This window comes from Clostridioides sp. ZZV15-6383, from assembly GCF_020657735.1.
Taxonomy (GTDB): domain Bacteria; phylum Bacillota; class Clostridia; order Peptostreptococcales; family Peptostreptococcaceae; genus Clostridioides; species Clostridioides difficile_D.
This window is the reverse complement of the sequence record NZ_JAGWCV010000034.1, coordinates 1-14,806: the sequence shown is the minus strand read 5'-3', so window position 1 is coordinate 14,806 and position 14,806 is coordinate 1. Positions and strand designations below refer to the sequence as shown.

13 protein-coding genes and 1 riboswitch are annotated in these 14,806 nt (G+C 28.5%); all 13 genes read right to left on the bottom strand.

The window, feature by feature from the left end; all coding sequences use genetic code 11:
- Nucleotides 1-22: 22 nt before the first annotated feature.
- The 13 genes from KGF42_RS12700 to KGF42_RS12640 all read right to left on the bottom strand — a co-directional run bounded on the left by KGF42_RS12700 (nt 23) and on the right by KGF42_RS12640 (nt 14,514).
- Complete coding sequence (locus tag KGF42_RS12700) at nt 23-1,288, bottom strand: O-acetylhomoserine aminocarboxypropyltransferase/cysteine synthase family protein (protein WP_227822039.1); 1,266 nt, start codon at nt 1,286-1,288, stop codon at nt 23-25.
- A 109-nt stretch (nt 1,289-1,397) separates the two neighbouring features.
- Nucleotides 1,398-1,502, bottom strand: a riboswitch (SAM riboswitch).
- A 53-nt stretch (nt 1,503-1,555) separates the two neighbouring features.
- Nucleotides 1,556-4,213, bottom strand: a complete 2,658-nt coding sequence (locus tag KGF42_RS12695; RefSeq protein ID WP_227826443.1) for a cation-translocating P-type ATPase — start codon at nt 4,211-4,213, stop codon at nt 1,556-1,558.
- Nucleotides 4,214-4,340: 127 nt separating this feature from the next.
- The gene (gene yaaA, locus KGF42_RS12690) at nt 4,341-5,084 is read right to left on the bottom strand and encodes a peroxide stress protein YaaA (RefSeq protein WP_227826442.1); all 744 of its coding nucleotides are present in this window, start codon (nt 5,082-5,084) and stop codon (nt 4,341-4,343) included.
- 6 nt (nt 5,085-5,090) lie between these two features.
- On the bottom strand, nt 5,091-5,558 hold the full coding sequence (bcp, locus tag KGF42_RS12685; RefSeq protein ID WP_227826441.1) for a thioredoxin-dependent thiol peroxidase: 468 nt from the start codon (nt 5,556-5,558) through the stop codon (nt 5,091-5,093).
- 340 nt (nt 5,559-5,898) lie between these two features.
- Nucleotides 5,899-7,596: an adenine deaminase gene (gene ade, locus KGF42_RS12680; RefSeq protein WP_227826440.1), complete on the bottom strand. Its 1,698-nt coding sequence runs from the start codon at nt 7,594-7,596 to the stop codon at nt 5,899-5,901.
- 297 nt (nt 7,597-7,893) lie between these two features.
- Nucleotides 7,894-9,048 carry a putative manganese transporter gene (locus tag KGF42_RS12675; RefSeq protein WP_255650960.1) on the bottom strand — a complete coding sequence of 385 codons (1,155 nt, stop codon included), beginning with the start codon at nt 9,046-9,048 and terminating at the stop codon, nt 7,894-7,896.
- 251 nt (nt 9,049-9,299) lie between these two features.
- The gene (locus tag KGF42_RS12670) at nt 9,300-10,139 is read right to left on the bottom strand and encodes a 4-hydroxy-3-methylbut-2-enyl diphosphate reductase (protein WP_227826439.1); all 840 of its coding nucleotides are present in this window, start codon (nt 10,137-10,139) and stop codon (nt 9,300-9,302) included.
- Nucleotides 10,140-10,151: 12 nt separating this feature from the next.
- Nucleotides 10,152-10,748 carry a lysophospholipid acyltransferase family protein gene (locus KGF42_RS12665; protein ID WP_054273805.1) on the bottom strand — a complete coding sequence of 199 codons (597 nt, stop codon included), beginning with the start codon at nt 10,746-10,748 and terminating at the stop codon, nt 10,152-10,154.
- A 48-nt stretch (nt 10,749-10,796) separates the two neighbouring features.
- A complete protein-coding gene (cmk, locus tag KGF42_RS12660) occupies nt 10,797-11,447 on the bottom strand; it encodes a (d)CMP kinase (protein ID WP_227822045.1) in 651 nt (216 codons plus the stop codon).
- Between the two features lie 46 nt (nt 11,448-11,493).
- Nucleotides 11,494-12,747, bottom strand: coding sequence for an NAD(P)/FAD-dependent oxidoreductase (locus KGF42_RS12655; RefSeq protein WP_227822046.1), 1,254 nt, complete (start codon nt 12,745-12,747; stop codon nt 11,494-11,496).
- Between the two features lie 23 nt (nt 12,748-12,770).
- Nucleotides 12,771-13,412, bottom strand: a complete 642-nt coding sequence (locus tag KGF42_RS12650) for a histidine phosphatase family protein (RefSeq protein ID WP_054273802.1) — start codon at nt 13,410-13,412, stop codon at nt 12,771-12,773.
- Between the two features lie 200 nt (nt 13,413-13,612).
- Nucleotides 13,613-14,044 carry a DUF1653 domain-containing protein gene (locus tag KGF42_RS12645; RefSeq protein ID WP_227822048.1) on the bottom strand — a complete coding sequence of 144 codons (432 nt, stop codon included), beginning with the start codon at nt 14,042-14,044 and terminating at the stop codon, nt 13,613-13,615.
- Nucleotides 14,045-14,172: 128 nt separating this feature from the next.
- Complete coding sequence (locus KGF42_RS12640; protein ID WP_227822049.1) at nt 14,173-14,514, bottom strand: LytTR family DNA-binding domain-containing protein; 342 nt, start codon at nt 14,512-14,514, stop codon at nt 14,173-14,175.
- Nucleotides 14,515-14,806: the final 292 nt, after the last annotated feature.

The following is a 14,806-nucleotide window of genomic DNA, read 5'->3' as shown; positions in this document are numbered from 1 at the left end:
CACTTCTCTTTCTCTTAGACTATTAGAAATTTAAAGCTTGATTTAAATCAGCTATTAAATCCTCTACATTTTCTATTCCAACAGACAATCTTATTAGTGAAGGTAATACTCCAGATGCAATTAATTGTTCTTCTGTTAATTGTCTATGAGTAGTTGAAGCTGGGTGTATGACACATGTTCTTACATCTGAAACATGAGTAACCAATGATGCTATCTGTAATTTTTCCACAAACTTTTTGGCATTTTCTAGTTCTCCTTTTACTCCAAATGATAAAACTCCACTACACCCTTTTGATAAATATTTTTTGGCATTCTCATAATACTTGTTATCATCAAGTCCTGGATAATTAATCCAGTCTACATTTTCATGTTTTTCTAAAAATCTAGCTATTTTAAGTGCATTTTCACTATGTCTTTCCATTCTAAGGTGCAGTGTTTCAACATTTAAATTAGTAAGATAAGCATTGAATGGGCTTAAACAATTTCCATAATCTCTAAGTAATTGAACTCTCGCTTTAGTTGCATACGCAGCATTTCCAAATTTTTCAGTATAACTTATTCCATGGTATGTTGGGTCTGGCTCAACTAATTCTGGAAATTTTCCATTATCCCAGTTAAAGTTTCCACCATCCACTATAATCCCTCCAACACTTGAAGCATGACCATCTAAATATTTTGTAGTAGAATGAGTAACTATATTTGCTCCATACTTTAAAGGATTACAAAGTACTGGCGATGCTAATGAATTATCAACTATAAATGGAACATTAATTCTCTTGGCTACATTTGCTATTTTTTCAAAATCTATAACTTCAAGAGTTGGATTAGCAAGTGTTTCTGCAAACACAACTTTAGTATTTTCATTTGCAAGTTCTACTATCTCATCTTCACTTGAATCTAAGTCAAATGATATTAAGTCTATTCCAAATTTTTTAAGACTAGGTCCTAATAAATTAAATGTTCCTCCATATACTTTTGAAGAACAAAGTATGCTGTCCCCTGATTTACATATATTTAAAACTGCCAACATATTTGCAGATTGACCTGATGATACAGCTACAGAAGATACTCCTCCTTCTAGTAAACTTATTTTTTCTTCAAAAGCTTGAATAGTAGGATTGCTTATTCTTGAATATATATGTCCATCAACCTTTAAATCAAATAGGTCAGCAAGTTGGTCTATACTACTATATTTAAAAGTTGTACTTTGATATAAAGGTAATACTCTTGGTTCTCCATTACCTGGCTTATAATTTCCTTGCACACATATTGTTTCTTTATTATACATTTTTGTATCCCCCTTAGATTTTAGTTAAAAAAATTAAACTGTTTATCAGATGAGATTTAAAATAAATAAAGCCTGAGTATATAACTCAGGCTCTGTATAAGCGTAATTATACTCATCTCTCAGCTTTCGCCGCAGGATTTAGCACCAATGTATATAAATATATACTGGTTGCTGGGTTTCATAGGGCCAGTCCCTCCACCTCTCTGGATAAGATTTATTTAATTTTTCTATGTTTTATATCTTATATATTTTTCCTAATTTTGTCAACTATTTTTTTAAAATTTTTCTTTTAATAACTTTCCCAACCTCTACTTGAATTACAGACATTACAGCTAAAACAATTGTTATAAGCCACTCTGAACTATTTAAAATAGTTAAACTAAAAGCATTTCTAAAAACAGGTACAAACAGTATTACTGCTATTAGCAACGCAGAAGTTAAAAATGAAATTAAAAGAAATGGATTTTTACCATTATTTCTATTAAACATTGAATCTGTATTTGAACGCTGACTAAATGCTCTTAACATCTGTGAAAATGCTAATACACAAAATGCCATTGTTTGACCTACAGAATGATTTTCTATATTAAGACCAATTTTATATGCTAAAATAGTCATTATTGCCACAAATATACCTTGAGTAACCACTCTTTGTATAAGGTTTTTTTCAAATAAAGTGGTTGATTTCACTGGCTTATGCTTCATTATATTTCTACTTGGTGGGTCAACTCCAAGAGCAAGAGCTGGGAGTGTAGCAGTTGCAAGGTTTACCCACAGAATATGAACAGCAAGAAGTGGAGTATCCCAGTTTAATAATATTGCTACAAACAGCGTAAGTATCTCTGCTATATTACCAACAAGCAAAAATTGTATAACTTTTTGTATGTTCCTATATACACGCCTACCTTCTTTTATTGCATAAGCAATTGTTGTAAAGCTATCGTCCATTAAAATCATGTCAGAAGAGTCTTTTGCAACATCTGTACCACTTATACCCATGGCTATACCAATATCAGCAGACTTTAATGCAGGAGAATCGTTTACACCATCTCCAGTCATAGCTGGTACTTCTCCAATTCTCTTTAGAGATTGTATAATCCTAAGTTTATCAAATGGGGACACACGAGCAAATATTGTAGTACTTTTAACAGCTTCATCTAATTCACCATCACTCAAATTATCAAGTTCATCACCAGATATCACAGTATTTTCTTCACTCCATATTCCTAACTCATGAGCTATTGTTGTGGCAGTAACTTTATGGTCACCTGTTATCATTATGGTTCTTATACCTGCTTCTTTACAAGTACTTACTGCATCAATTACCTCAGTTCTTGGTGGGTCAATCATACCAACCATACCTATAAATGTCAAATCGTATTCTATGTTTTTATTATCTTCTTTTGGTATAGATGAAATCTCACGCTTAGCAAAACCAAGTACGCGTAATGCATCTTTAGACATTGTAAGACATAATTCGTGTATATTCTTTTTATCCAATTCGGTAATGTTTCTTTCACCTTTTGAAGTTAATATTTTAGTACATAGGTCAAGAATTTCGTCTACTGCTCCTTTAGTATAAGCAATAATCTTTTCATCTATATTATGAACAGTTGTCATACATTTTCTATTGGAATCAAAAGGCTGTTCAAATAAACGTGGATATTTCTCTTCAAGAGCATCTTGGTCTATTCCAAATTTGTTGGCCATAAAAATTAATGCGCCTTCTGTTGGGTCACCTAATATTTCATCTGTTTTGTCTGGATTAATACATGCATCATTACAAAGTGCACCAGCATAAACAATCTCTTTATATACTAGTGGATGTTTTTCAGATGCAGTATCTATTGATGTTACTTTTCCAGATTCAAAATCTCCATTTACAGCAATATGTGTAACAGTCATTTTATTTAAGGTTAATGTACCAGTTTTATCGCAACATATTACTGTAGCTCCTCCTAATGTTTCAACAGCAGGTAATTTTCTAATTAAAGCATTTCTTTTAGCCATACGTTGTACGCCTAAAGCCATTACAATAGTAGCTGTTGCAGGTAATCCCTCTGGAATAATTGATATGGCAAGGGAAATTGCAATCATAAACATTGGCAAGAGAGGTCTCTGATAAAATGCACCTATTGCAAATATAACAACGCATACAATAATACCTATGACACTTAATGTCTTTCCAACAGTATTAAGTTTACGTTTTATAGGAGTGTCAAAATCATCTTGTGAATCTAAAAGATGTGCTATGTTACCCACTTCTGTATCCATACCAGTTGCAACTACAACACCTACACCTCTACCATATGTGACGATTGAGGATGTATAAGCCATATTGCTACGGTCTCCTAGTACACATTCTTTAGGTAAGATTGTATCTGCATCTTTTTCTGATGGAACAGATTCTCCTGTTAAAGAAGCCTCTTGAATTTTTAAACTCGATGTTTCTATCAAACGAAGGTCTGCTGGAACCATCGCTCCATCTTCTAAAAAAACAATATCTCCTACTACAAGATTGCTTGCTGGAATAACACTTTCTTCACCATCACGCATAACACGAGCTATAGGTGAATTCATATTTTTTAATGCTTCTAATGAGCTTTCAGCCTTTTTCTCTTGAACAATTCCAATAACTGCATTTACTGTTACAATTATTAGTATTACAAAAGCTTCTGTAAATTCACCAAATATCAAAGACAATATTGCTGCTCCTATTAGTATAAGAACCATAGCATCTGTAATTTGATTCCAAAGCATTTGTAAAATTGTTCTAGGTGTTTTTTTTCTCAGTTCATTTAAACCCTTCTCTTTAAGCCGTTTTTCCGCCTCGGTATCGGTGAGCCCCTCCTCTGATGAATCTAGACTTTCTAAAATTTCATGCGTTGCTCTTGAATGCCAAGGCATCTGTTTGTGATTTTCCATTTTGGAAGACCACTCCTTTCTTTTTTTGATTTAAGAATAATTATATTTTAAAATCAAGTTCAATTCAATACACAATAAGTATATTTTACCTAAATTTAACAATGCGATTTAATGCTTAATAAAACTTCTACTCTTTTACAAATATGTATTCTCTATTGTCAGATAAATTTTCTTGATACTTATATCCTTCTAAATTAAACTTTTTCAGTTCCTCAATATCTCTTATCCTATTTTTTATAATGTATTTTACCATCACCCCTCTAGCTTTCTTTGCTTGTGTAGATTCCACTTTCAATAAACCATTTTTGTTTACTTTAAAAGTACATGTAATATATGTATCACTATCTTTAATAAATTTTTCTATGGACTTGCTGTATTCATTTGATGAAAGATTAACGATAACTGTTTTTTCTTTGATTAATTCTTTATATATACGATTTCCCCAATATTCATATAAATTCTTAAACTCACCTATCTGTAATTTCGTCTGCATTTCTAACCTATATTCATATATGCTGTCATATGGTTTTACAACCCCATACAATCCACTTATGATTCGAATACAACTATCTGCAAATTCTTCATCTTGCTTTGTAAAATTTTCTGCTTCTATATTTTTATATTGTATTCCATCATAAGTTAAGATTGCAGGGCTTCCTAATCTATCAAACTTAATGCTTTCAAATCTATTTTTATTTAATACAGCTAATTTTTCATTAATTTTCATTTTACTTTTAAAATCTTCTATGCTAAATGTCTTTATATTTTCCACTATTTCTTTTGTGTTATCTATAAAACAGGGTAAATTCAAATCTCTATCAAATAATTCTATATTCTTCATATTTTTAGCTGGTGATAACATTATAATCATAAATTCTTATTGCTCCTGTTTTTCCAAATATTCAAGAATCTCTTGTGCATTTGTATCTGGTTTTGCTTTTTCAAAAACTTTTTCAATAATTCCATTTTCATCTATGATATATGTCGCACGTACAACTCCTAATGCAGTTTTTCCATACATTTTTTTCTCTTTCCATACATCAAAGGCTTTTATAGCAACTAAATCAGGGTCAGAAAGTAAAATAAAAGGAAGTTCATGCTTTTCTGCAAATTTTTGATGTGATTTTATACTGTCTTTACTTATACCAATAACTTGTACATCTTCCTTTTTAAATCCATAATACGCATTTCTAAAAGCACAAGCTTGACGTGTACATCCTGGTGTATTATCTTTAGGATAAAAATATACTACTACTTTTTTTCCTTTAAAATCTGACATACTTACTTTATTTCCATCTTTATCTTCTAGTGTAAATTCGGGTGCTTTTGTTCCTATACTCAACATAAATATCTCTCCTTTTGTTTTTATTGATAATTTTATATTATTTTTATATTATTACCCTATATACCTATATATAAATAAAATATTTTATTTTTTATTTATATAGTTTCATAAATATGTAATTTTCATATGTTTATATGTTAAAAATAGTTTTATTAGGATATTTAAACTTAAAATAAAGTCAAATAATAGATTAATTAAAATGAGAGTGTCTCAAAATAAACTTTTTAGTTCATGATGCATTCTTTTTTGTATGAAATCAAATATATTTTCATCATTTCAACAATAAAAAAGGCTTATCTCTATTTTGAGATAGCTCCACTTATTATTACTTTTATAATGTCTATATAAATTTAAACCCTTCAACATCAAACAGACCTAAATCAGTAAGTCTTATTTGTGGAACAACAGGAAGTGCCATAAAAGAAAGCGTAATAAAAGGGTCTACATACTTTGGAACTCCCATTTTTCTTGCTATCTCCAACATATTATCAGTAGTTTCTTGTACTTCTTCAGCTGTAAGAGTACTAATTAATCCAGCTACTTGAAGACTTAGGTGTGCAATAACTTTTCCATTTGATACAATCACATAACCACCTTGTATTTCTTTTAAATAATTTATGGCAACTAGAATATCATCATCGTTATCTCCTGCAACTAGAATATTATGAGAATCATGAGCCACAGTAGTAGCTATTGCTCCGTTTTTTATACCAAATCCTTTTAGTGGAGCAATTGATATATTTCCAGTCATTCTATGTCTCTCGATAACACAAAGTTTTGAGTACTCTTCATTTGGAACAAAATATCCATCTACACTTGGTAGAGATTCATATACTTTATTTGTCAAAATTTGATAAGGTACAATTTCCATTACATAATTTTTTTCACTTGCTTTTAACTGTATTTTTTCTTTATTAATATATTTAAACTTGACCGTATTAAGCAATTTTTTATCTTTAATCTCATAATTGTAAGTAGAGAAGATTTCTTCCTTTACTAATTTACCATCTTTATAGACACTATCCACTTCCATTTTATCTAAATCACTCAATACAACAATGTCCGCCTTATATCCAGCACCTATTGCTCCAATTTTCTTTAACCCATATACTCTTGCAGAATTATAAGTTGCAATTTTTATAGCCTTGATAGGGTCCATACCCAAATTAATCGCACATTTTATATTCCATCTTATGTGACCTTGTTTTTCTATATCATCTAGATGCTTATCGTCTGTGCAAAACATAAATTCTTCAATTGGCAAGTTATACTTTAACATACCACTTACTATAGATTTTAAGTTTTTTGCTGCACTTCCTTCTCTTATTAAAATTTTTAACCCTGCTCTCAATTTTTCATATACTTCATCAAAAGTTATACATTCATGGTCATTTTCTATTCCTGCACATACATATGTCTGAAGTGATTTTCCACTTATATTAGGTGCATGTCCATCCACAACCTTATTTTTGAAAAGCTCTAGTTTATCCAAGATTTCATTTTCAGAATTTATAACATCATTGAAACACATTACCTCTCCTAAACCTAAAATTCTAGGATTATTTATGTAGCTTTTCATGTCTTTTGCACTAAATTTACCAATTCCGTTAGTTTCAAAGCTCGTTGCAGGTACAGATGAAGGCATCATAATATATACATTAAGTGGTATATCTTTTGTTGATTCTAATAAAAAATCTATTGCACTTGTTCCCTTTACATTAACCAACTCATGTGGGTCAGCTATGATAGTTGTCGTACCTGATTTTAATAATTTTTTTGATAATTCAATTGGCATTACCATTGTAGACTCAATATGCATATGTGCATCAATAAAACCAGGTGATATATATTTGCCACTACAATCAATTTCTATATTACCCTTGTAATCGCCAATACCAACAATAGTATCTCCAACTATTGCTACATCTCCTACTATTAGCTCTTCTGTAAATACATTTATGATTGTCCCATTTTTAAGTACAATGTCAGCTTTCTCTCTTCCACTTGCCACATCACACTGTCTCTTTAAACTACCCATTTTTACAACTCCTCTTAAGTTTTTTATATCAACATACTAGTTATATTACATATTATAGTTTGATTTATTAATATATATTATATATGAGTTTTGATAAAAAGTATCACTTGAAATTTGTTCCATTATTCATTTAATTAAATAGAGAGAACATAAGGAATAATATAATTTCCCATGTTCTCATTAATATTTAAGTTATATTGAGTTTTTTCTATTTCTACATTTAATTAGCATTATTATTACAATATAAATTTATGTATTTTATTGTTTTTTCAATACTATTTTTATTTATAATTGTATTTATCCTAAAAGTACATAAACTATCATACCTACAAGTATTGCTGGTATAGTAGTAATAATCATGGCCCATAAAGAAGATTTTTTATCCATTGCCAGAAGAGGGAAAAGTGCATCCCCATCTTGAGATATAGAATTAGCTATCACTGCCCCAAGTGGTATAGTTCCCTTTAAATAAAATGACATAAGCACAATTTGTATACCACACCCTGGAATAAGCCCAAGACCTGCACCTATAAATACACTTATTACACCTGTTGATAACACTAGTTTAACCAAGTATTCATCTCCACCTAAAATTAATATTATCAAATCGTAAATAAGATATGCAATAAAAATCCATGTAATTACAAATGATATTTCACCAACAGAATGTATCAGCATTTCTCGTAGAGAAATCTTTTTATTTTCTTCCTCTTTTTGATTAGAATTTTTAAATACCTTTTTAAAACACCACATATAAATTATTGAAAATAATATTCCAATCACTGCTATCACTTCTTCTAATGAATGTAATTTCTCAATTATAGGAAGATTAATACCAGAATGAGCAAGTGACATAAATATAAATCCTATTAATATAATTCCTATATAAATTTTATATCCCTTTCCATGTGTTATTATAAATGCAAGTCTATTTGTATTTCCATGAGATTTAGCTAGATTGTCCAAAATTATTTCATCATGATTATGTTTTTCTTTATTTTCTTTAGAGTTGTTTTTACTTATATTGTATTTATCCGATTCTCTACGGTTTTTTAGCCCTAATTTTTCTTCTAGTTTAAAATAATCCACTAGTTGCCCAGTTATTATTCCTGTAATAGTACTAACTATAGTAACAAAAAAATACATTTTAATATTTGATGAAATAAGTACAAATGAGGCATCTCCCATACTAGCTATTAAACTTGCAATTATTGCTCCAAAACTTAATTTACCCTTTATATATAATGGCATTATTGCCAAACTTCCCCCACAACCTGGTATAGCTCCAATTAAAGCACCCATTAAAGGTTGAAGTTTTCTGTTTTTTGATATGATATTAGTAAAATTCCCACTAGTTTTATAATTAATATATCCAAATAACAAAATAAAAAATCCAATCATAGAACCCACATGTAAAAATGCTTCTTCAGAAGCAGATATTAACATTTCCATTAATTTACCTCCTATACTAACTTTGCAATAATTATATTATATTTTATTTTCTATTGATAATCAATATCAATATTTCTTTTAAATTTATAATATTAAAAAGTGCGCATCTTATATTATTAATTTTCGTATTAAGATACACACTTTTTGATACTAGGTTATCTATTTACCACATATAATATGAAATTAAAAGTGGATATTATGATAAGTTCTACATTATAACAATATCCACCTGTTTTTATTATCTATCAAATTTATAAATTTTCAAGGAATGTTACAACTTCTTCTATTATCCAATTAGGTGTAGATGCTCCTGCTGTAATACCTAAATTTTTATATTCTTTAATCATATTTACATCCAATTCATCCTTAGTCTCTATTGCAAAAGTTGGCACTAAATCTTCACAAACCTTTACTAACTTTTGAGTATTTGAACTATGTTTGCCTCCTATAACTATCATACAATCAACTTCTCTAGCTAATGCTTTAGCTGATTCTTGTCTTGTTTTTGTAGCTGAACAAATTGTATCATTAAATACTATTTCTTCTAGTTTATCTGATAGTTTATCAACTATACTTATATACAACTCTGGATTTATTGTAGTCTGTGCAACAAGGCAATATTTTTTTGAGTTATCAAATTCCATATTTTCCATTTGTTCTAAAGTCTTTATTATTATAGCTGAATTTTCACACCATCCATTTATACCTATAACTTCTGGATGTTTCATATCTCCAATAACTATTATTTCATAGCCTTTATTATGATACTCACTTACTACTGTATGTATTTTCTTTACAAATGGACATGTAGTATCCACAATTTTTATTTTTTTGTCCTTAGCTTCCTTATATATATTCTCAGGAACTCCATGAGACCTTATTATCATATTTTCATGATTTGGTATTGTATCAATTTCATTCACAGTCTTAAGACCTTTTTCTTCATATTTTGCCACTGCTTGTTTGTTATGAATAAGAGGACCTAAAGCATATATGCCAGAATCATTTTTTTCAACTTCATCCCATGCCATTTTCATTGCTCTTTTTACACCAAAACAAAACCCAGCATTTTTTGCTATTTTTACGTTCATAACTTTACCCCCTTATTTTGAATATTTAAAGTAATTTTGTTTTATCACTTCTAAAATCTCTTGTGATATTCTTTCATGGTCATCATTACTCAATTTTTCCTTAAAATGTTCTTCAAACGATATTGGTTCTCCAATATATACAATTACTTTACTAAAAAGTTTGTATTTAGATATTATTGATACTGGAACAACTTTAGATTTACTCTTTATTGTAAATACAGAAAGACCTGCCTTAGCCCTACCAAAAGAATCTCCTTTTATTCTAGTTCCCTCTGGAAATATGCCTAATACATAACCATCTCTAACTGACCTTAAAATAGTTTTTATTGTAGATACATCTGGCTTTTCTCTATTTATAGGCATAACATGCAATTTTTTTAATATAAATCCTAATGGCTTGACTCTAAATAATTCTTTTTTTGCAATCGCAGCTATTTCTCTATTTTCTATGGCAGCAGCCAAGAATATAGGGTCAAGATTCGACTTATGATTTGATGCTATTACTATATTACCTCTATCTGGAATATTCTCTGCACCTATAACTTCATATTTAAAAAATATTTTAGAAAAACCTTTAAAAATATTTATTGCAAATCTATAAAAATTCACTTTTATCTCCCTTCAACACTACATTATATTTTCATTATGATACTTAGACTAAAGATTTATTTTAGATATAACTTCATCTACAACATCTTCTATATTTTTTCCTGTAGTATCTATTTCTAGTGCATCATCAGCTTTTACTAATGGTGCAAATTCTCTATTTGAGTCAATTGCATCTCGCTTTATTATATCTTCAATTACTTCTTTTAAAGTAGTATTATATCCTTTATTACAAAGCTCTTTGTAACGTCTACTTCCTCGTTCTTCTGGAGTAGCTACTAAAAAGAATTTGTAATCTGCATTTGGGAAAACATATGAACCTATATCTCTACCATCTAATATTACTGAACTTTTTGTACCTATTTTTCGTTGAACTTCAACCATCAACTGTCTTACTTTTTTTATTTTGGCTATATTAGAAACATTGTTACTTACTTCTATTGTTCTTATTTCTTCATTTATAACTTCTTTATCCAAGTATATGCTATTGTCCTTGAAATCTATATCCGAATTTTCAGCTATTTGAATAACTTCCTTCTCATTATTGACATCAATACCACTTTTTAAACACTTATAAGTAACTGCTCTATACATAGCACCTGTATCTATATAATTTATATTTAGCTTTTTTGCTACTATCTTGGCTATTGTACTTTTTCCAGCTCCTGCTGGACCATCTACAGCTATAACTAAATTACCCATATATACACCTCTATCTATTCATATTTAATTATTAAAAGAACTATATTTATACACTAATACCTGCAAGATATCCAGTTGAAAATGCTATTTGTAAATTGTATCCACCAGTTTCTGCATCTATATCAATTACCTCACCTGTAAAAAACAAGTTTTTAATTAATTTAGATTCCATAGTAGAAGAATTAATTTCTTTAACTGAGATGCCACCAGAAGTAACCATACCAGTGTTTATACCTGTGGTTCCATTGCAAGTTAGCTTCATATTTTTTATATACTCAATAATTTTAATTTCATCTGCCTTAGACAAATCACTTGCCTTTTTATCACTCAAAGATAGTAGAGAAAGAACTTCTTTTAAGAAATTTTGAGGTAATATTTGCTTAAGATTATTTAAAACATTTTTATTGGGAAATTCTCTGATTATTCTAGAGATTTCATCAGCTTTTAGATTTGGTAAGAAATCTATACTTAATTCTACCTTTTCTTTTTCAATAATCTTATTAATATAAGAAGACATTATAAGCACACAAGGTCCTGTTATTCCAAAATGTGCAAATAACATATCCCCTGATTTTGATATTTTCCTTTTCTTAATCTTACAAGATATTTCCACATTCTTCATAGATATTCCTTGTAAATCTTTAATCCATTTTTCCTCTATTGTAAGTGGAACTAAAGCAGGATATAGTTTATTTAATGTATGTCCATGGTTTTTAAGAATCGTATACATTGAACCATCTGAACCCGTTTTTGAATAACTTACTCCTCCAGTTGATATAATAATCTTGTCTCCGAGTATCTTATCTCCATTATCTAAAATGACTCCTCTTATTAAATACTTTGACTTGTCCTTATTATAGTCATCTTTTGGAGCTATTTCTTCAGTCATAATGTCTGTAACTTTTTTATTATACATTATCTTTACATTGTGACTGAGTAAATCTTTATTTAATACTTCTATTACTTCTATAGATTTATCATTTTTTGTATATACTTTGTGGTCATTTTCTTCTTCAATCTTATATTCTAAATTTCTACTTTCAAAATATGAAATAAGATTCTTATTTGTAAACGTATAGAAACTACTGTAGAGAAATTTTTTATTATTAACGACTTTATCAAAAAAATCTTCTATATCTCTGTTGTTGGTAAAATTACATCTACCTCCACCAGTTGCCCTTAGTTTCCTTCCCAATTCTCCATTTCTCTCAATTAATATTACTTCATTATTATTTTTTGAAGCTGACAAAGCTGCCATCATTCCGGAGGCTCCTCCACCAACTACTATAACTTTACTCATAAATTTCTCCTTATAATTGCTTCTTACTCTAATGCAGAATTATTTATCTTTACATGATTTTTTATATGGCTTGTATCATTCATTTTTATTATAACAGGACCATAATCTTTAAATTCTACTATATTTAAAGCAGTATTATCCTGCTTAATTCTATATATGTTCTCCATACCTGATTCTAAAAATGACAATAACATAACTCTTAATGTAATTGAATGTGTAACAAGAATTATATTTTTATTATCATATTTTTCATTTAATTCCTTTATAAAAGTATCTACTCTTTCTTTTATAATTTTAAGAGTTTCGCCTTCTGGTATATTTACTAAGTGTGGTTCATTTCTCCATGTTGAATATATATCTGAGTAATCTTTTTGGATTTCTTTTATTAAAAGACCTTCCCAAACTCCAAATCCCATTTCCCTAAGTGCTTCAGTTTTTTGAACTTCAATATTAAGCTTATCGCCTAAAATTTGAGCTGTTTGCACTGCTCTTCCTAAGTCACTACTAAAAATATAATCAATTGAATACTTGCCAATATCTTCAGAAAGTTCTTTTGCCTGCTCTATCCCTTGAGGTGTAAGGTCAGAATTACCATGACCTTGTGTTTTTCCTAATAGATTCCAATCGGTTTGTCCATGTCTTACTATATAAAAAGTATTTCCCATATGTCCTCCTAATATATGCCTATTTTTATTAAATATAAATTATTACTTCTCAAAACTTAATTATATCATATAATACTTTACTTTGTTTCTATTTTATAACTTAATCTAACATATTATTTACAATAAAGCTCATTTATATTTCTACAAATTATTGTACCATTAAAGGATTTTTCTAAATTTATAAACTCAACTTTATTATATTATTTATAAAATTCTTCAAATCTGTACTCTTGAATTGAATTAACATACTTATCTGTATCTACTTTTTCTAAAAACATATCCAAAGGCCTTGCAAATATTCCTGTATCATCATATAAAGTCTTGTATAAAACCAAATCATTAGTGTCATCTTCTTCTTTATGATAAAAATTTCCATCTAAATCTCTATATACATAGATATCTTTTTCTCTTTCAGTATGTCTAATGACTAACTTATATTTATTTTTATTTTGCGTTAACTCTTTTTTACTGTATAGTTCACATATGCTCTCTACATTATCACTAGCTTTGCTAAGCCCCATTGTTGCATAATATTTTCCTTTAAAATGTTTATAGATACAAGGATATTTTAACTTTCTTTCACTATTACCTGAGTTATTTTTTAATTCAAGTGTTTTATTATAATCTCTCATATCTCGTCCCTTTCTTTTAAAAAGTATTTTATCTTGAAATAAGTTACTTGTTTTATATTTTATCATAATTTGAAATTTATTAATAATACAATAAATAAAGAGGCTGTATAAAATACAGCCTCTCAAGATTAATCTTCATAATCATATAATTTTTCTAATTTCTTTTTTAACTTCTTTTTTCTTTCTGAACCTAAAATTCTTATAAAATTATTATCGACAAAAATACAATTATTGCTTAGATAAAATTCACACTTATCTAGATTTACAATATAACTATTACTACATTTGAAAAAATTTTCTTTTTTCATTAATTTTCTTATACAAGAATCATTTTCTCCAACTTCGTAATTCCCATTTGCAGTATAAATCTTTGATTCATATTCCTGCTTTTCTATGTACATAATTTCTTCGATATTAATTGAAAAACGTTTATCTTCGTATTCAATATTAATAAAATTTTCCTCTTTCATTGCTATCCCTCCAAGTACTTTTATTAATTTAATTTTAGTGTTTTTTATCAATATAATCTATCGGAAATATATGTAAGACTGATTTATTTAAGATATTTAAATAAATACTTCCAATATTAGTGTATAAGTTCACTTTTTAACATTAATTTTTAAAGTTAAAAAGACTTTTTTTTATCATATTTCTATATATAATTATATGCGTCTTTAATAAAACAACTTTGATAGAAAATCATGTAAAATTATACATAAAAAAGTAATTATTAACTTTTAATTTCAATTAATTGTATTAGGA